The sequence below is a fragment of the Nostoc sp. genome (genome assembly GCF_036917575.1).
Classification (GTDB): domain Bacteria; phylum Cyanobacteriota; class Cyanobacteriia; order Cyanobacteriales; family Nostocaceae; genus Nostoc.
In genome coordinates this window covers 17,910-35,263 of record NZ_JBALDC010000072.1, presented here as the reverse complement: position 1 = coordinate 35,263, position 17,354 = coordinate 17,910, and the positions used below count along the sequence as shown (strand labels likewise).

At 42.2% G+C, this 17,354-nt stretch carries 12 protein-coding genes; 7 read left to right on the top strand and 5 right to left on the bottom strand.

Features of this window, described 5'->3' with window-relative positions; translation table 11 throughout:
• Nucleotides 1-85: 85 nt before the first annotated feature.
• The 3 genes from V7K79_RS21165 to V7K79_RS21155 all read right to left on the bottom strand — a co-directional run bounded on the left by V7K79_RS21165 (nucleotide 86) and on the right by V7K79_RS21155 (nucleotide 4,058).
• Complete coding sequence (locus tag V7K79_RS21165) at nucleotides 86-2,188, bottom strand: NAD(P)H-quinone oxidoreductase subunit 5 (protein WP_335050090.1); 2,103 nt, start codon at nucleotides 2,186-2,188, stop codon at nucleotides 86-88.
• 186 nt (nucleotides 2,189-2,374) lie between these two features.
• Nucleotides 2,375-2,761 (bottom strand): thioredoxin family protein, encoded by a 387-nt coding sequence (locus V7K79_RS21160; RefSeq protein WP_322732019.1) that lies wholly within the window; start codon nucleotides 2,759-2,761, stop codon nucleotides 2,375-2,377.
• Between the two features lie 580 nt (nucleotides 2,762-3,341).
• On the bottom strand, nucleotides 3,342-4,058 hold the full coding sequence (locus V7K79_RS21155) for an NnrU family protein (protein WP_335050087.1): 717 nt from the start codon (nucleotides 4,056-4,058) through the stop codon (nucleotides 3,342-3,344).
• 213 nt (nucleotides 4,059-4,271) lie between these two features.
• Between V7K79_RS21155 and V7K79_RS21150 the strand changes: the two genes are divergently transcribed.
• The 4 genes from V7K79_RS21150 to V7K79_RS21135 all read left to right on the top strand — a co-directional run bounded on the left by V7K79_RS21150 (nucleotide 4,272) and on the right by V7K79_RS21135 (nucleotide 10,042).
• Nucleotides 4,272-5,285: a LysR family transcriptional regulator gene (locus V7K79_RS21150; protein ID WP_104906921.1), complete on the top strand. Its 1,014-nt coding sequence runs from the start codon at nucleotides 4,272-4,274 to the stop codon at nucleotides 5,283-5,285.
• Between the two features lie 305 nt (nucleotides 5,286-5,590).
• Entirely contained in the window at nucleotides 5,591-6,994 is a 1,404-nt protein-coding gene (locus V7K79_RS21145; protein ID WP_335050429.1) for a serine/threonine-protein kinase, read from the top strand.
• Between the two features lie 301 nt (nucleotides 6,995-7,295).
• On the top strand, nucleotides 7,296-8,711 hold the full coding sequence (locus V7K79_RS21140) for an ABC transporter substrate-binding protein (protein WP_335050085.1): 1,416 nt from the start codon (nucleotides 7,296-7,298) through the stop codon (nucleotides 8,709-8,711).
• A gap of 284 nt (nucleotides 8,712-8,995) precedes the next feature.
• Entirely contained in the window at nucleotides 8,996-10,042 is a 1,047-nt protein-coding gene (locus V7K79_RS21135) for a PstS family phosphate ABC transporter substrate-binding protein (protein WP_335050083.1), read from the top strand.
• Between the two features lie 54 nt (nucleotides 10,043-10,096).
• On the opposite strand, the gene V7K79_RS21130 is transcribed toward V7K79_RS21135, so the two are convergent.
• Entirely contained in the window at nucleotides 10,097-10,816 is a 720-nt protein-coding gene (locus V7K79_RS21130; protein WP_012412419.1) for a Crp/Fnr family transcriptional regulator, read from the bottom strand.
• Nucleotides 10,817-11,342: 526 nt separating this feature from the next.
• Between V7K79_RS21130 and V7K79_RS21125 the strand changes: the two genes are divergently transcribed.
• Entirely contained in the window at nucleotides 11,343-12,062 is a 720-nt protein-coding gene (locus V7K79_RS21125) for a DALR anticodon-binding domain-containing protein (protein ID WP_335050081.1), read from the top strand.
• A 179-nt stretch (nucleotides 12,063-12,241) separates the two neighbouring features.
• Here the strand turns inward: V7K79_RS21125 and V7K79_RS21120 are convergent, their stop codons facing one another.
• Complete coding sequence (locus V7K79_RS21120) at nucleotides 12,242-13,093, bottom strand: Cof-type HAD-IIB family hydrolase (protein ID WP_335050079.1); 852 nt, start codon at nucleotides 13,091-13,093, stop codon at nucleotides 12,242-12,244.
• A 204-nt stretch (nucleotides 13,094-13,297) separates the two neighbouring features.
• On the opposite strand from V7K79_RS21120, the gene polA reads away from it, so the two are divergent.
• Nucleotides 13,298-16,237, top strand: coding sequence for a DNA polymerase I (gene polA / locus V7K79_RS21115; protein ID WP_335050077.1), 2,940 nt, complete (start codon nucleotides 13,298-13,300; stop codon nucleotides 16,235-16,237).
• A 128-nt stretch (nucleotides 16,238-16,365) separates the two neighbouring features.
• Nucleotides 16,366-17,298 (top strand): ABC transporter substrate-binding protein, encoded by a 933-nt coding sequence (locus V7K79_RS21110; RefSeq protein ID WP_335050427.1) that lies wholly within the window; start codon nucleotides 16,366-16,368, stop codon nucleotides 17,296-17,298.
• Nucleotides 17,299-17,354 lie beyond the last annotated feature (56 nt).

The following is a 17,354-nucleotide window of genomic DNA, read 5'->3' as shown; positions in this document are numbered from 1 at the left end:
AATTCTTCCTTAGTCCGCGCAGGCGGACTAAGTTTGTGTAGCCGCGAATTATATTCGCCCCAGCTCTAATTTGACACTACACAAATCAGGTAACACCAAAGACAATCACTAAGCCCAAAACAGCCCCAAACACAATTAAGGCATAGAATTGAGCGCGACCATTTTCTAAGTACTTCAGACCTTCACCGCTAACAAGAGTGAAAAAGCCTGTGAGGTTAACAGCACCATCGACAACGCGGAAGTCAACTTCCATAACTTGTCTGGCTACGCGACGCAAGCCGAGGACAAAAACCCGATGGTAAATGTCATCAAAGTACCACTTGTTGAGGGATAACTCGTAAAGTGGTTGGATTTTAGAAGCGATCGCAGCCGGGTCAATCTTATGGCGCAAATACATCAGCGAAGCTAAGGTAATCGCAACCAAGGAAATTCCCACTGAGGCACCTGCCATAATGTAGAATTCCGTCGGATTGAACTCGGAAGCTTTTTCTAGAACTTCGGTGAGAGTTTCACTAGGAGGAAAGATAAACTCTTCAAAATAATTGGCGTAGGGAGTTCCCACCAAACCAATGAATATCGAAGGCACAGCCAAAAATACTAACGGCAGAGTCATTGTCCACGGCGATTCGTGAGGAGAGTCGCTGTGATGCCCGTGGGAGTCATGATCATGGGAGTCATGGTGTTCAGTGGCAGCCAATTCTCCTTTTTTCATTGCCCCAGGCCCAAAATTCGGGGCTAGTTCTTCTGACTCTAACTCCAGAACAATTGTCGCCGCCTTCTTGAGTTTTTCCTTGATTTTCTCGTCAGTACCCCGGAATTTGCCTTCAAATGTCGAGAAATACATTCTAAACATATAGAAAGCAGTAATCCCGGCAGTTAGCCAGCCGATGAACCAGAGGAGTGGGTTAGCCTCAAAAGCCTTCCCTAAAATTTCATCTTTTGACCAGAAGCCAGCAAAGGGCGGAATACCAGAAATTGCCAAGCAACCAATCAAAAAGGTAGTTGCTGTGACGGGCATATACTTTCGCAATCCGCCCATCAAGCGCATATCTTGAGCTAAGGCGGGGTCATGTCCAACCACACCTTCCATACCGTGAATAACTGAACCTGAACCCAAAAACAGCATCGCCTTGAAATAGGCATGGGTCATCAGGTGGAATAGTCCAGCACTGTAGGAACCTATTCCCATTGCCATCACCATGTAACCGAGTTGGGAAATGGTGGAGTAAGCCAAGCCCTTTTTGATGTCATTTTGGGTAATAGCAATGGTTGCCCCCAAAAACGCCGTAAACGCCCCAGTAAAGGCAATGACATTCATTGCGGCTGGAACGTCTTCAAATACTGGGTACATCCGGGCAATCAGGAAAACACCCGCCGCCACCATCGTTGCTGCGTGAATCAAGGCAGAAATCGGGGTGGGGCCTTCCATCGCATCTGGTAGCCAGACATGGAGGGGGAATTGGGCTGATTTCGCCACTGGCCCTAAGAAAACTAAAATCGCAAATAGGACAGCGAGAAAATTACTGATCGAACCTGATTCGACAAGTTGGGCGAGGCGATCGCCCATGACATTAAAATCAAAGCTTCCTGTTGCCCAGAATAGCCCCAAAATGCCGAGTAATAGACCAAAGTCACCCACGCGGTTGGTAACAAATGCTTTTTGAGCGGCATCTGCTGCTGACTTGCGATCGTACCAAAAACCGACCAGCAAGTAAGAACACATCCCGACCAGTTCCCAGAAGATATAAATCTGTACTAGGTTGGGGCTGACCACCAGACCTAACATTGAAGAGCCAAACAAACTGAGATAGGCGTAAAACCTCACGTAACCGGGATCGTGAGCCATGTATCCATCGGTATAAACCATGACTAAGCAGGCTACCGTTGTGACAATCACCAGCATTAGGGCTGTCAGGTGGTCAATAGTGTAGCCCATGCTCAGGTGAAAATTACCTGCCGCCGCCCACTCAAAGGTGCGAATATAAGTCGCGTGTCCTTGAATTTGACTCCAGAGCAAGGCAAGCGACAGCCCCATAGCTGCTCCCATCATGGAGATAATCACCACAGCGTTAAGCTGGCGGAGGCGGTTTGTCACCTGATTCAACGAGATTAACCCTAGACCGACCAGCATTGCCCCAAGAAGAGGGAACACCGGAATCAGCCAGGCATACTGATAGATTACTTCCATCACTGACGCCTACTTTTAGAATTCTTGATTAGCGTGTCGAAACTGTTAACAATTGTGACACACACCCTTTAGGATAAAATAACCCACCCAAGGCTGATTGGGTGGGGTATTAAGCATGGTTTTAGATTTGGTCATTGGTCATTGGTCATTGGTCCAATGCCCTGTTTGGCCAATACCCAATATCCATCAGGCTGATCGATACTCTAAGTCCACTGTTTTTGAACTTTTGTAGATTTTGGGGTAATTGCTGTAGCTGGCTTTAATCTCTTCTAAAGCTAGACGTAAATCTTCCCTGCTACGAAAGCATTCCAAGCGATGGCGAATAGTGCCATTTTCGATCAATAGTAAAGTAGGTAGTGATTTTAGCCTATAAGTAGTAGACAATTTAAAATTTTGATCGGCGTTAACCCCGACTAATTTAATTTCATCCCCACACTGGGCTTGAAATTGCAACAACAACGGGTGGATAACTTTACACAAGCCACACCAAGGTGCTTCAAAGTTAACTAAAACAGGAATAGGAGATTCTAAAACTTCTTGAGTAAATGTCCGCTCACTAACCGACAACACCATGACGCCTCTTGGATTATAAGGTTTTTATATCAAACTAGCTATCAGTACTGAATTGAGTAGTGCTGAGTTCCGAGTTCTGGTTGCTGAGTAGAAGTCCATAACTAAAGTTAGCGGATTGAATGAGGAAGTTTCTTTTTTTAAAGTAAAACGGGGATTAGAACTAATTGCTAAGCAATAAATACTAAGTTGCTTGCTTTTACTCAGGACTCTGGACTCAGCACTGCTTCAGTGGAGGATTGGTAAGTCGGTAACTGCCGATAGATGCATTCAAGACACAGAATTATTGGCAAAAATTGAGCGCGTTAATGTGTCTTTGACAGAAAAGCCACCTTAGAACTAGCGTTGGCTTTTTTGGATGTTAAACTCCTGATTGCCTAGCTGTCTAGGATTTGACTGAATCTGTCACTTTTTTTAAGGAAAGACAACTGACCAACAACTACCAATATAAAATCTCAAGCTGACTGAACGCACCCTCCGCTGAATAGATGTTTGAATTTATCCTACATTGATTTGGAGCAATTGATAAGCTGAAATTTCCATCTATTTCAGATTTTCTGCTGGCACTGGGGATCGTCTAAAGTTACCATCCTATATTACTAGTTGCTACCAATAACAGAGGGTGTGACCACCAAAGCAAAGCTATAAAAATGACAACTCCCAAATAAGCAGGGCTGAAAAATTCCTGCCATTTGAGAGATTGACGCCCGTCAATAATTGCTTTACAGGGAATAATTGAAGTCCGCTGTTTGGCAATTTCAAAAGCTTCCCCATAACGATCGCTCAAACGGTGATCCCCGTGCCAAACTCCAAACAAATGATGTAACACCAATCCAATGGAAGTCACAAGGGTAAAGGTAGTACCCAGCCAGAGAGTATGGGCAACACACCAAATTATTTGTCCTACCATCTGGGGATGACGGGTAATCCGAATAATTCCTGTTTCGTAAAGATGAACTTGGGGCTTTTGAATAGCAGCAATTTCTAGTAGATTGAAGGTAGCAGGATATAAAAACAAAAACGAGATTGCTGACAGCAGCCAAACAAATTCTCGCACTCCTGGCACCCCTTGTACCTGCCAAATTTGCAAACCATCATAGCGGTGCCCAAAAAAGTAAATAATTAATATCACAGCCAACGGTAGGCTGATTAATGCAAAGAGAATGCGATAAAACCTTGGACCAATATATTTTTCTGCCCAAGGGCGTAAAGCAGCGCCTCCACTGTGAGCGATCGCAAAAACTATTTGTAACCCTAGTATGACAAAATGACTGGGTGTCAACCAAGAAATCAGCAGCATATACAACAGGTGAAGTAATTTAAAGAAAACTGAATTCAGTACAACCAATACCACAAAGTATTCAAAAGGGGACTTTAGTCAAGATGTTGTGCTACTGTCTTTTTCGAGTCAATCCTTCAAGTTTAATATGCAACAAATCATGTCTGGCTGATTGCTGCCAAACCGGATTTATTACGTGCATCTGCTCCTTTAAAAGTTTGTGGGTTGAGCCTTATGTCTGACCTTCCTTTCACTTTAGATCAGTTACGTATCCTGAAAGCGATCGCCCAAGAAGGAAGCTTCAAGCGTGCCGCTGATAGTCTTTACGTTTCCCAGCCTGCCGTCAGTTTGCAAGTCCAAAATCTCGAACGGCAACTTGATGTCCCCTTATTCGATCGTGGAGGACGACGCGCCCAATTAACCGAAGCTGGGCATCTACTCTTAAACTACGGTGAAAAAATCCTCAGTCTCTGTCAGGAAACTTGCCGCGCGATCGAGGATTTACAAAATCTCCAAGGTGGTACTTTAATTGTCGGTGCTTCTCAAACCACTGGCACTTATCTTTTACCCAGAATGATCGGTATGTTCCGACAAAAATATCCAGATGTGGCAGTGCAATTACACGTCCACTCTACCCGGCGGACTGCTTGGAGTGTCGCTAATGGACAAGTCGATTTAGCGATTATCGGTGGTGAAATTCCTGGTGAACTGTCAGAATCTTTAGACGTGATTCCTTACGCTGAGGACGAGCTAGCGCTGATCATACCTGTCTTTCATCCTTTTACCAAACTTGAAAAAATCCAGAAAGAAGACCTATATAAATTACAATTCATTGCTTTAGATTCTCAATCGACTATCCGCAAAGTAATTGATCAAGTGCTAGCACGCTGTGAAATCGATACCAGACGTTTTAAAGTGGAAATGGAATTGAATTCCATTGAAGCAATTAAAAATGCTGTGCAATCTGGTTTAGGGGCTGCCTTTGTTTCAACTAGTGCGATCGCTAAAGAGTTACAAATGGGCGTTCTACACCGTACTCCTATTGAAGGCGTTGTCGTCAAACGGACGCTGTGGCTGATTTGTAATCCCAATCGCTATAGATCCAAGGCCGCAGAAGCCTTTAGTCAAGAAATTTTGCCCCAATTTGCTAACCCAGGATGGAATCAAGATGTGTTAAAATTAACGCAAAAAAGTTTAGTGTTAACTACATTGGAGGTAGCAACACCCACTTCATCTGGCGAAGACTAAAATCAGGTTATTAGTCCCTTGTCATTTGGACTTTGTTTTTTGTAAATGACCAAATAATTCGTAATGACGCTCCTCTGTCGCTAACTTAATTCGTAATTATTAACTCTTTGTGTTCGTGCAGGGTGTTATGGGCAAGCCAAGAGTTTGACATCAGGAAAAAAGTTTCCTGTTCCTCATTAACAAATTTAATTACTCTGTAACCGGAACTGATTACGAATTACGTAGCTTGCTTTTTGCTATTTGCGTAGCATCTCGTAGAGAAGGCGAGTATTATCAATTGCGAATTATTTTGAATAATCATGAAAATGGAAGTTTACTGCACTCGTCCACGTTGTCCACGCCCACAAAACTATTTTGCCGATTTAGATGATGTTACGAAACTGAAAACGACCCAGCAAAAATATTGCACTACCTGTGGTATGCCATTGATGCTGGATGGTCGATACGTGCCAATGAAACTGCTGGGAAGGGGCGGATTTGGAGCCGCATTTTTGGCACGCGATCGCCGAATACCAGGAATGCGTCAATGCGTGGTTAAGCAGTTTCAACCATCGGGAAATTTAACCTTAACTCAACTGCAACAAGCGCAGTTAATGTTTGAAAGAGAAGCAGAAGTTCTAGCACAGCTTGGTAACGATCACGAACAAATTCCTGACTTATTTGCCTTCTTTCCAGTGATAGTTAATAGCCTGCAACCAGGTGAGCAAGACCAATTTTTTTACTTGGTGCAAGAATACATTGACGGGCAAAACCTAGAAGAAGAATTAGCTCAACAAGGCAAATTTTCTGAACAGCAAGTATTAGAGGTATTACAAGAAATTCTAAGGATACTAGAGTTTGTCCATGACAGAGGCATTATCCACAGAGACATCAAACCTTCAAACATCATGCGTCGTCGTGATGGTAAACTTTTCTTACTAGATTTTGGCGCAGTCAAGCAAGTAACAAATGCTGCACCGGGTTCTGCGGCTTCTTCCACAGGGATTTATTCTATGGGATTTGCACCGCCTGAACAGATGGCTGGAGGGCAAGTATTTCCATCCACAGATTTATACGCTTTAGCTGTAACTCTTATTACCTTGTTAACAAATCAGGAAGCAATTCAACTATTTGATGTCTATAATAACCAGTGGAAATGGCGAACCCAAGTAAGTATCAATCCTCGCCTTGCTGACATTTTAGACAAGATGCTGCTACCTGCTGCCAATCAACGCTTCCAGTCAGCCCAAGAGGTTCTACGCGCACTTAACTCACAGGCAGTTCAAGCCCCTACACAATTTAATTCGCCCTCTGCAACCCTCCCGCCACAATCACCCAAAGGTTCCACGCCTGTCGTCCCCCGCCGTACACCAACTCAGCCAGCGTTTTCTACATTGGAATTATTGGGTGGGGCGGCATTTAGTGGATTTGAAGGTGCATTGATTGCGATCGCCCTGTTAAGTCTAGTAAAATCACCAATAGTTACTTTCAGTGTTGCATCTGTAATTTTAGGTATACTAATTTTTGCCCAAACCAGGCGGTGGATTGAAAAGTTCGATTTATTAATTATTCCCACAATTACTTTTGCAATTATTTTTTTTGTCCCTTTTTTACGGGGAGGTGAAGACATTCTATTAGTGGTGATTTTAGCAGTTGGAGCAGGCTTAGTAGCTATTTCACTAACTGCTGTATTTCGACTTATTTATAAATTATTATCTCTCTTACTTTAAAAAAGTTCTGGTGCTAATAGCTACATAAATGTTTCATAAAAACGAAATATTTAGTCTTTTTTTAGCTGTTGTCATCACTATTGGTTTAATCTTTGGTTGTCTATGGTTTCTTTGGGAACGGTGGGCGCAATTAAACGGAATGTATATTTAATAATAGTTTCATCTACCAAGGGCGAAAGCGTATAGCTAGACGAAGTACGATTTTAAACCAATATTTGCCACCCAGTTGTACAGAATTCATACTGACTCGTAAGTTCTGAATTCTTCATAATAAATCTTTTTACTTTATTGAAATTTATTTATGTCACAAAAGAATGAAACCACAATTTTAGCTTTGGCTCTGCTGCTGACAGTTGGCATAGTTGGCGGTGGTTTTTGGTGGTTTAGTAACAATGGAGTCAAAATTGGTAATAACATCATTCCAAATCAAGAACTAGGCAACAATTCATCTTTACAAGACCGCATTAGTTTTGGAGAAAAATCTTTTACTCCCGGTGACATTTCTCCAGTTAAAAAAGAAGGAATACAGGCGATCGCTGCTAAAACTTATGATAAAGCGATCGCCAATTTTACAGCTGCTCTAAAACTCAACCGAAACGATCCAGAAACGTTAATTTTTCTTAACAATGCCCGCATCGGTTCTTCCAAAAGCTATACCATCGTGGCTTCTGTACCATTTGGCACTGACCCCAATACTTCTTTAGAAATTTTACGTGGGATAGCCCAAGCCCAAAATCAAGTTAATAGCTCTGGAGGAGTTAAGGGAGTACCGTTGAGGGTAGGAATAGCTAGCGATGACGACAATCCAGAAATAGCCAAGCAAATCGCTTCTGGACTAGTCAGCAATTCCGAAGTATTGGGTGTAGTTGGGCCGAATACTAGCGATTCCACCTTAGCCGCAGGTACTATCTATACTTCTGGACAACTTGTAGCTATATCTCCGACTAGTACATCTGTCAAAATTTCTAACTTTAGCCATTATGTTTTTCGCACGGTTCCTAGTGATTTTATGGCTGCGAGAACTTTAGCCAACTACATGGTGAGAACCTTGCAGAAAAAAAATGCAGTGGTTTTCTTTAATTCTCAGAGTAACTATAGCCAGTCTTTAAAGTCAGAGTTTGTCTCATCCGTTTCCTTAGAGGGTGGACAGGTAGCCAGCGAATTTGACTTATCCAGGGCGGATTTTAGTGCGGCTAAAAGCATAGAACAAGCAACAAAGCAAGGTGCAGAAGTGTTGATGTTAGCTGCTAATACTGAAACTTTGGATAAAGCGCTGCAAGTAGTTCAAATTAACCAGAAACGGTTAACTCTGCTGGGGGGAGATGATGTTTACACTGCTAAAACTTTGGAAATTGGCAGAGAACAAGCTGTGGGAATGGTATTAGCAGTTCCCTGGCATATTGATAGCGATCCGAAGTCAGATTTTCCCCAAAAATCGCGGCAGTTATGGGGCGCTGATGTGAGTTGGCGAAGTGCCCTCAGTTATGATGCCACTGTCGCTCTAATTGCGGCATTAGAACGCAATCCCACGCGAGATGGAGTACAACTTGCACTCTTGTCCTCTGACTTTTCTGCGACTGGCGCTTCTGGTACAATTCGGTTTTTAGCATCAGGCGATCGCAATGCGCCAGTCCAACTTGTAAAAATTGTTCCTGGTTCTCGTTCTCGCACTGGTTATGACTTTGAACCAGTGCTTCAACCAGTAATAAAAAATTAAAAGTTAACCAATACTTAACCTGGAAAAACCCTGAAGATGAGAAATTAAGCTTTATGGGGAAAAATCTTAGTATCAATTAATAACTTACCCTCACCAACACCAAGCCTTGAGAAAAGAGACGAATAATCCAAGGGAAATTTATTATATCTTGGTTTCTAAAGTAGTCAGAAGTGAGGATTTATCTGCATTTTTAATAAAACACCCGTCCTCCAAATACAATCTCAAGTAGCAAGCACTTATCAAGTCAAGCACTTATATTGAATGGAGGCGCGGGTAATTATACTATGTCCCAAAAAAATGAAACAACTATTCTTGTATTATCCATCCTAATCACCGCCGGGCTAATAGCTGGCGGTTTTTGGTGGTTTACTAGAAAGTCTGGCGTCAATCTAAATACAATTAATTCTGGTAGCACCAAAACGCCCCAAACCGGATTGGAACAACCTAGTGGCAATACTTTCACTTCAGTAAAGGATGTTCCTACAGGATTATTTAATTACGGAGGCAGTACATCTTGGGCACCAATTCGATTAGTAGTTGATCCAGCAATTCAAGCCGTGCGGCCAGAGTTACGGCTGCGCTATGTAGAACCCAGTAATGCATCTCCTGGTTCTGGTACTGGCATTCAGTCCTTGATAGATGGTCAACTAGCCTTTGCCCAGTCCTCCCGACCAGTTCTAGATCAAGAATTAAGCCGTGCCCAACAGCGTGGGTTCAGTTTGAAACAAATTCCTGTGGCAATTGATGGTTTAGCGGTTGCAGTTAACCCCAACCTCAATATACCAGGACTAACGATAGAACAGTTAAAGTCAATTTATACGGGCAAAATTAATAATTGGAGCCAGGTGGGCGGCCCCAATATTGCGATCAAGCCCTATTCTCGCCGTATTACTGATGGCGGTACTGCCGAACTTTTTGTCCAAGACATCCTGGGTGGTCAAGCTTTCAGCTCCAATGTAGAATTTATCTCTACAACCACCCAAGCCTTACAAAAATTGGCTGGTAATCCTGGTAGCATCTACTACGCTTCTGCCCCAGAAGTGATTCCTCAATGCTCAATTAAGTCCTTGCCGTTGGGGCGCACGCAAGGGCAATACATTGCACCATACCAAGAACCTTCTGTCCTCCCGTCTGAATGTCCTGGTAAACGGAACAAGTTGAACATTGAGGCTTTCCAATCAGGAAAATACCCCATTACCCGCAATCTGTTTGTAGTGGTCAAACAGAATGGTCAGACTGAGCAGCAAGCAGGTGTCGCTTACGCCAACTTACTACTGACTGAGCAGGGACAGGAACTGATTGCCCAAGCGGGGTTTGTGAAAATTCGCTGACAAGAGCGATCATACTCAGACAGAGTGGCGGAAATCGCCGCTCTGAACTGTACCTTAACCAGCTCTATTAATCGACTCTGCTGGCAAGCATATTAGATTATCCCCTTGAGTCAGGATTAAACCACGTTGACGCAGCTTACCCATCAAACGGGTGACGGTGACACGAGTCGAACCAATCGCGCTACCAATTTGGGCATGAGTGAGGGGAAAGGGCAGACAATAACCGCGAATCACATCTGGATCGGTGTCGCTCATTGCTGGCTCTCCATATTCCTCAATTAACAATGTGAGAAATCCTAAGAGTCGGTCAATTGTGCGGCGTTGTCCCAAGGCACTCAGCCACAGCAGCTTACGCTGGTGCTGATACCTAAAGGCATCCATAACTTCGCGACGGAAGTGAGGCCAATTGTCTAAATCATGCCAGTACATCCACAGCACCGCAGTTTGATCGACATGGGCGTAAGCCTGGAGTGTGAATGGTGATTGGGCAACAATTTCAAATGGCTGTCCCGCTCCCACAAAACCCAAGAACGCTTCTTCTGGGGTTCTGTTGATTCGTCGAGACGTTAGCTGACTGGCAGTCGCACTAACTTGGGCGGTTCCTACCATACGGATTGCACCCCTTTGCACTAGATATAGCAATCCAGGCCGGGCTGGAATGCGCTCATCTTTGCTAAAGGTACGGCAGCGATAGTGTTCTTGAGCCCAGTCAAGAATGCGTTGCCAAGTCAAAAAAGGCCGTGATGCCTCAGAAAAGGAGGATGGAGATTGCATAGGTAACAAAGAACGTTCGGCTGAAAACAAAGACGTAAATTAAAAGGGTGCAAGGAGTGTCTTTGTGTTGGCGAGGCAGGCTTAACGCCTAACAGCGCCAGCCAATCCAAAGAACAGAAAGCAAATTACTCTCTACTCTTTTGTTATACTTCCTACTGTACAATGATGGTAGTAAAGGTTACTTACTATTCATCGATTATTCATCAAATTTTATCCTCTTCTCATTTTTCTTTATCTAAATTAAATTTATACCGCAAGATAGATGACGAAAATGTAGCAAATATATCTTACATGACTATTTAAATAATATTACGTGCATTATAAATTACCAGTTAGCAAATATACGTCAATTAAACAGTTACTATATAGTTGCTTGATAAAATTAATAAGTAGTGATACCTATAAAGCACAAAGTGGATGCATAAAAGACGAAAAAATTCTTCTATATAAAGGTAGAGATAATAAGAGAGTGTTCTATACCTCAAGTGTGTCTCTGCGATTATCAAAATCTCAGAATCGAAAAGCGATGGAGCTTGCTAGTGCGATCGCTTCTGATTTATCAAGGATTTGTGAAGATATTTTTAGCATCCAAGTAGTTCCCCCTGGTTGGATACATTTTGAATTAACTCACTCAACCTTAGCAACTTGGCTACAAAGTCTCGTAGTCGGGAGTTGGGAGGGAGCAGGGGAGATAGGGGGCACAGAGCAGGAACCAGGGGGAGCAGGAGAAGATGAGAAAGATGAGGCAAATAACCAATGCCCAATACCCCATGCTCCATGCCCAATGCCCAATTCATTGTTTGCTATTGAATATGCTCATGCACGCTGCTGTTCGCTAGTACTTCTGGCTCATCGAGAGGGATTGATTAAACTTAGAGAACCAGTTCCAAATACTAGTCCAGCTTTTTGGGACATTATCTCTCCTAACCCCCTACCTTGGCTTAATTGCGACGGAACACTACGACTCAATCACCCAGATGAGCGTCGTCTAATTAGCGAATTAATACAAGTGGTAGACAACATAGAGTGCCCTGATGTTAGCGGTTCTGTGAAATGGGAAAAAGTAGCGCTGAATTTGAGCCAAGCTTTTGAAAAGTTTTGGTCTAATTGCCGGATTTGGGGTGAGGTAAAAATTACGTCACCAGAACTGACCCAAGCCAGACTCGGATTGCTCATGGCTACTCAGTCAGTATTAAAATTTGTTTTAGAGGAGAATCTGGGGGTTTTTGCGCCTTTGGAGTTATAAATCGTTAATGTCGCTTAGGCAAAAATAAAAACTTTTTATATAGCTATTGACTCAATGCACCACCTCGGATACATTAGCAGGTGTGTGAGGAGCGAACCAGCAGGGGCACCGAGACGAAACACGGCCAGTCGTCGGTGTCCTTTCTGATTTATATAGGTTAGGTTTGAAAAAGTGCCTGACTACAGCAAAAACTTTTCAATTGCTACTGCTACCCCATCTTCCTCTACGCTAGGAGCTACCCACTTAGCGATCGCTTGCACTCCTGCTGGTGCGTTGCCCATAGCTACACTAAGTCCCGCATACTCCAGCATTTCCACATCATTGAAGTTATCGCCAATCGCCATAACGTTGGCTAATTGTAATCCCAGCAATTCTTCAGCTAGGTAACGTACAGCAGTTCCCTTATTTACAGAGGCGTTAGTTGCTTCAAAAAATGTAGCAACAGATGTTGTGAGATAAAGTTCAGCAGGCGTGTATTGGCGGCGCAAATTTCCCAATAGCTTGTCTATTACATCAATGTCATCAGACAATGCAAGAATTTTTGTTGGTTCATTCGTTAAGGTTTGACGCAAATCACCTACGGGAATCGGGGTAATACCAGAACGTTCTGCATAAATTTTGGTTTCTCTGGTTAATTCACGGACGTATAGCTCATCATTGATGTAAAAGTGAACAGATAGAAGCGATCGCAATTCAGGCTGTTCAAAATAGTCGATTAGCTGGTGGGCGATTTCCCTGGAAACAACCCAATGGCGATGAATTTTTTGGGTGATTGGGTCTTGAATCCAGGCTCCCTGATACGCCATTAATGGTAGGGTAGAGCCTATATCTTGGTGAAAGCGCAAGGCTGAACAATACATTCTACCTGTAGCGATCACCACTTGAATTCCTTGTGCTTGGGCTGCAAAGATTGCTTGCTTTACAGGTTCGCTGATAGTGTTAGAGTGTCCAGCGATCGTGCCATCTATATCCAAAACTAGTAGTTTAATGTCTTTTGCAGCAGCCTGATTGTCAGTAGATGCTTTCTGCATAATTTCTTAGATTTTAAGTTCCAGTAACGAGGTTAACAGGCTCTAACGACCAGTGGGGAGTTGTAGGAAAAATTGGCATATCTAGAAAATTCTATGCAAAATCAATAGAATATGCAAAAACTGGGCTATTAGTCACCAAAACCAAGCGAAACGAGTATCTGAAATTGCTAACTATCTGACAAAGCTTCTGGCTAAAATAGGGCTATGTCTGAAATCACTTCTGCAACTGCAACACGCCCCACCTTCATCCTCGTAGATGGGCACTCGCTGGCTTATCGTTCGTACTTTGCTTTCGCCAAAGGGCGAGATGGAGGACTGCGTACTAAAGCAGGCATTCCCACGAGTATATGTTTTGGTTTTGTCAAGTGCCTGCTGGAGGTAATGGCAACACAACAGCCCCAAGCAATGGCGATCGCTTTTGATTTGGCTGAGGCAACTTTTCGCCATGAAGCTGATGAGACTTATAAAGCCGATCGCCCGGAAACGCCAGAAGATTTCATTCCCGACTTAGCAAACCTGCATGAGTTACTGAATGGCTTCAATCTACCCTTTTTCACTGCCCCTGGTTTCGAGGCAGATGATGTTTTGGGAACCTTAGCACAACGAGTAACTGCTGCTGGATATAAAGTGAAGATTTTGACTGGCGATCGCGATCTATTTCAACTGATCGACTCTGACAAAGAAATCACTGTTCTGAATTTTAGTCCAGATGCCCTAAAGCGCTCTACAAATAGCATCACTGAATTTGAAGCAGAACAAGTCAAAGAGAAGATGGGCGTTTTACCTTCACAAATTGTTGATTTCAAAGCTCTTTGTGGTGATAAATCAGATAATATTCCTGGTGTCAAGGGAATTGGGGAAAAAACGGCGGTGCAACTGCTAAATACCTATGGTTCACTTGAGAATGTTTATGCTGCGTTAGATGAAATTAAAGGCGCAACTCAGAAAAAACTGGCAGATGGGAAAGAAGATGCCGAGAAGTCTCGCTATTTGGCAACTATAGTTTTAGATGTTCCTATAAAATTTGATTTAGAAGATTGCAAATTAAAAGGGTTTGATACAAGCGTTTTATTACCAATTTTAGAAAAGTTAGAATTTAAGTCTTTTTTAGGTAAAATAAACGACCTCCAGCAACGTTTTGGTGGCAAACTTGAAGAAAAACGAGAAGCCCAAATAGACGCAATTAATCCCAATACTAACTTAGAGTTAAGCGCTGATGAAGATAATGATTTGTGGTTTTTCAGTGCTAGCGATACAGCAGCAGTTACACAACAATCTACTTCCCCAATTACACCACGCATCATTAACACCGAAGCAAAATTAACTGAGTTAGTGAAAATTTTACAAAAATTCACTAATCCAGAAAATCCCGTTGCTTGGGACACTGAAACCACCGATTTAGAACCAAGAGATGCTGAGTTAGTCGGAATTGGTTGCTGCTGGGGAACGAAACTAGATGACGTAGCCTATATTCCTGTCGGGCACAAAACTGGGGAAAACTTGCATAAAGATTTGGTGCTAGAAACACTACGTCCAATTCTCGAAAGTACCGATTATCCCAAAGCTTTACAGAATGCCAAATTTGACCGCTTAGTTTTTAGATGTCAAGGAATTAATTTGGCGGGAGTGGTGTTTGATCCCATGTTGGCAAGTTACATTCTAAATCCAGATTCTAGCCATAATTTGATGGATTTATCGCAGCGATATTTGGGATTGATAGCAAAAAGTTACTTAGATTTAGTTCCTAAAGGCAAAACCATCGCTGATATAGATATTCCCGCCGTCGCAGATTACTGCGGTATGGATGCTTATTCTACCTTTGGTTTAGTGGCGAAATTGCGTGAAGAATTGGATAAAATTCCAGCTTTATCTAAGCTATTCGTGGAAGTTGAACAGCCGCTAGAAGCAGTTTTAGCTCAAATGGAATATACAGGCGTTCGCATTAATTCAGCTTATTTACAAGAACTTTCGCAGCATTTAGAAACTGAGTTAGCCAGATTAAAAGAGGAAGCAATTGAAATAGCTGGAGAAAATTTTAACTTGGGTTCTCCTAAGCAATTGAGTCAAATTATATTTGAAAAATTGGGGTTAAGCACCAGACATTCTCGTAAAATTCAAACGGGCTACTCTACAGACGCAGCAACACTAGAAAGACTTCAAGAAGATGATAACACTGGATTTGTTAAAGCGATCGTTGAGTATCGCACCCTATCTAAATTAAAGTCTACTTATGTTGATGCATTACCTGCATTAGTGCGTCCAGATACCCAGCGAGTGCATACTGATTTTAATCAAGCAGCAACATCAACTGGTAGGTTATCTTCTTCTAATCCGAATTTGCAAAATATCCCTATTCGTACAGCTTTTAGTCGTCAAATTCGCAAGGCATTTTTGCCCGAACCTGGCTGGTTAATGGTGGCTGCTGATTACTCACAAATTGAATTGCGGATTTTGGCTCATTTGAGTCAAGAGCCGATATTAGTGCAAGCATATCAGCAAAATGAAGATGTTCACACTGTGACGGCGCGGTTAGTGTTTGAAAAAGAAAATATAACCTCAGAAGAACGAGGGATGGCAAAAACTATCAATTTTGGTGTGATTTATGGAATGGGTTCTCTAAGATTTTCGCGCTCAACTGGGATAGATAAGACCGTTGCCAACGAGTTCATTAAGCGGTTTAATGAACGATATCCGAAAGTATTTGCATATTTGGAGCGAGTAAAAAAAGAAGCGATCGCTCTTGGTTATGTAGAAACTATTTTCGGTCGTCGTCGTTATTTTAACTTTACTAATAACAGTTTACGTAAATTAAAAGGCAGTAACCCAGAAGATATCGAACTGAGTAAATTGAAGAATTTGGGTGCTTTGGATGCAGGTTTATTACGCTCTGCGGCTAATGCACCAATTCAAGGTTCCAATGCTGATATTATCAAAATTGCAATGGTAAGATTGCATGAAATTTTGAATAATTATCAGGCGCGTTTATTGTTGCAAGTTCACGATGAATTAGTGTTTGAAATTCCCCCTGATGAGTGGGAAGAATTACAACTGCAAATTAAGTCGGTGATGGAAAATGCAGTACAATTGAGTGTGCCTTTATTAGTAGAGGCGCGTGTTGGTGAAAATTGGATGCAGACCAAATAAGTTTAACTGGGTATTGGAACAATTAGATTATTAATTCGTAATTCGTAATTAAACCGATAGTATCATTAGTAATTACAATTATAAATACTAATATTTTACCATTTTTACTTACTATAATGAATTTTAATATGCATCGTCGTTGGCTTTTATCTGCTTTAGCAATTTTGTTGAGTATAGTTTTAGTTGCTTGCACCACCGCCAACACTCAGCAACTACAAACAAAAGTGGAAAATACCACTGAGGCGACTAACACGAACTCTCAGCAATTACCAAAAGGATCGGCAAAAAGAGTCGTTGCTCTTTCTTCTCTATCGGCTGATATTATCTCTCAACTCGATCAAACAAAAATTGTTGGAATTACTGGTAGTAGATTATTTAAGAATGACTCCAGATTCAAAGATATTCCCCGCGTTAGCGAAGGTCAAAATCCGCCAAATTTAGAAAAAGTGGTAGCACTCAAACCAGATTTAGTTATTGGTGCTGAAGGTTTTTCTAACATTCCAATTCAAAAACTTCAGCAGCTAGGAATTTCGACTTTGCTTACTAAAGTGAATAGCTGGGAATCTCTAGAAGAACTTACAAAGACACTGGCTCAGTCAATTAATGCCGATCCTCAGCTTTTGTTAAATCGTTATAAAACTTTCTTGCCAGATAAGCCAACTCAGAGTCCGTCTACTTTAGCGCTGGTTAGTCGTCAACCAATTTTAGCACCGAATAAAAATAGTTGGGCAGGAGATTTGCTGGCGAAATTCCAGGCGAAAAATATCGCAGCAGATTTACAAGGAAAAAGCCCAATTGCTGGCTATGTGACGCTTTCGGCTGAGAAAGTTTTAGAAGCCAATCCAGAGGTAATAATTTTAGTTAATCCTCCACAAGGAAATTCGGAAGCGGCACTTTTAGATTCATTGAAAAAGGAAACTTTTTGGCAACAACTGCAAGCAACTAAAAATAACCGAGTCTATGTGTTTGATTATTTTGGTCTGATAAATCCAGGTAGTATAGATGCAATTGAAAAGGCTTGTCAGCAGCTTAAGCAAGCGTTGTTTGCACCACAGAGTTAGCTGAGTAATGGGAGAACGTCGCAGTTAAATAATGGTGGCTCAATCCCATCTAAAAA

Excerpts from the sequence above, each read along its gene's own strand:
- V7K79_RS21165 (WP_335050090.1), bottom strand. The coding sequence starts at position 2,188 with ATGGAAGTAATCTATCAGTATGCCTGGCTGATTCCGGTGTTCCCTCTT.
- V7K79_RS21160 (WP_322732019.1), bottom strand. The coding sequence starts at position 2,761 with ATGGTGTTGTCGGTTAGTGAGCGGACATTTACTCAAGAAGTTTTAGAA.
- V7K79_RS21155 (WP_335050087.1), bottom strand. The coding sequence starts at position 4,058 with ATGCTGCTGATTTCTTGGTTGACACCCAGTCATTTTGTCATACTAGGG.
- V7K79_RS21150 (WP_104906921.1), top strand. The coding sequence starts at position 4,272 with ATGTCTGACCTTCCTTTCACTTTAGATCAGTTACGTATCCTGAAAGCG.
- V7K79_RS21145 (WP_335050429.1), top strand. The coding sequence starts at position 5,591 with ATGGAAGTTTACTGCACTCGTCCACGTTGTCCACGCCCACAAAACTAT.
- V7K79_RS21140 (WP_335050085.1), top strand. The coding sequence starts at position 7,296 with ATGTCACAAAAGAATGAAACCACAATTTTAGCTTTGGCTCTGCTGCTG.
- V7K79_RS21135 (WP_335050083.1), top strand. The coding sequence starts at position 8,996 with ATGTCCCAAAAAAATGAAACAACTATTCTTGTATTATCCATCCTAATC.
- V7K79_RS21130 (WP_012412419.1), bottom strand. The coding sequence starts at position 10,816 with ATGCAATCTCCATCCTCCTTTTCTGAGGCATCACGGCCTTTTTTGACT.
- V7K79_RS21125 (WP_335050081.1), top strand. The coding sequence starts at position 11,343 with ATGGAGCTTGCTAGTGCGATCGCTTCTGATTTATCAAGGATTTGTGAA.
- V7K79_RS21120 (WP_335050079.1), bottom strand. The coding sequence starts at position 13,093 with ATGCAGAAAGCATCTACTGACAATCAGGCTGCTGCAAAAGACATTAAA.
- polA (WP_335050077.1), top strand. The coding sequence starts at position 13,298 with ATGTCTGAAATCACTTCTGCAACTGCAACACGCCCCACCTTCATCCTC.
- V7K79_RS21110 (WP_335050427.1), top strand. The coding sequence starts at position 16,366 with ATGCATCGTCGTTGGCTTTTATCTGCTTTAGCAATTTTGTTGAGTATA.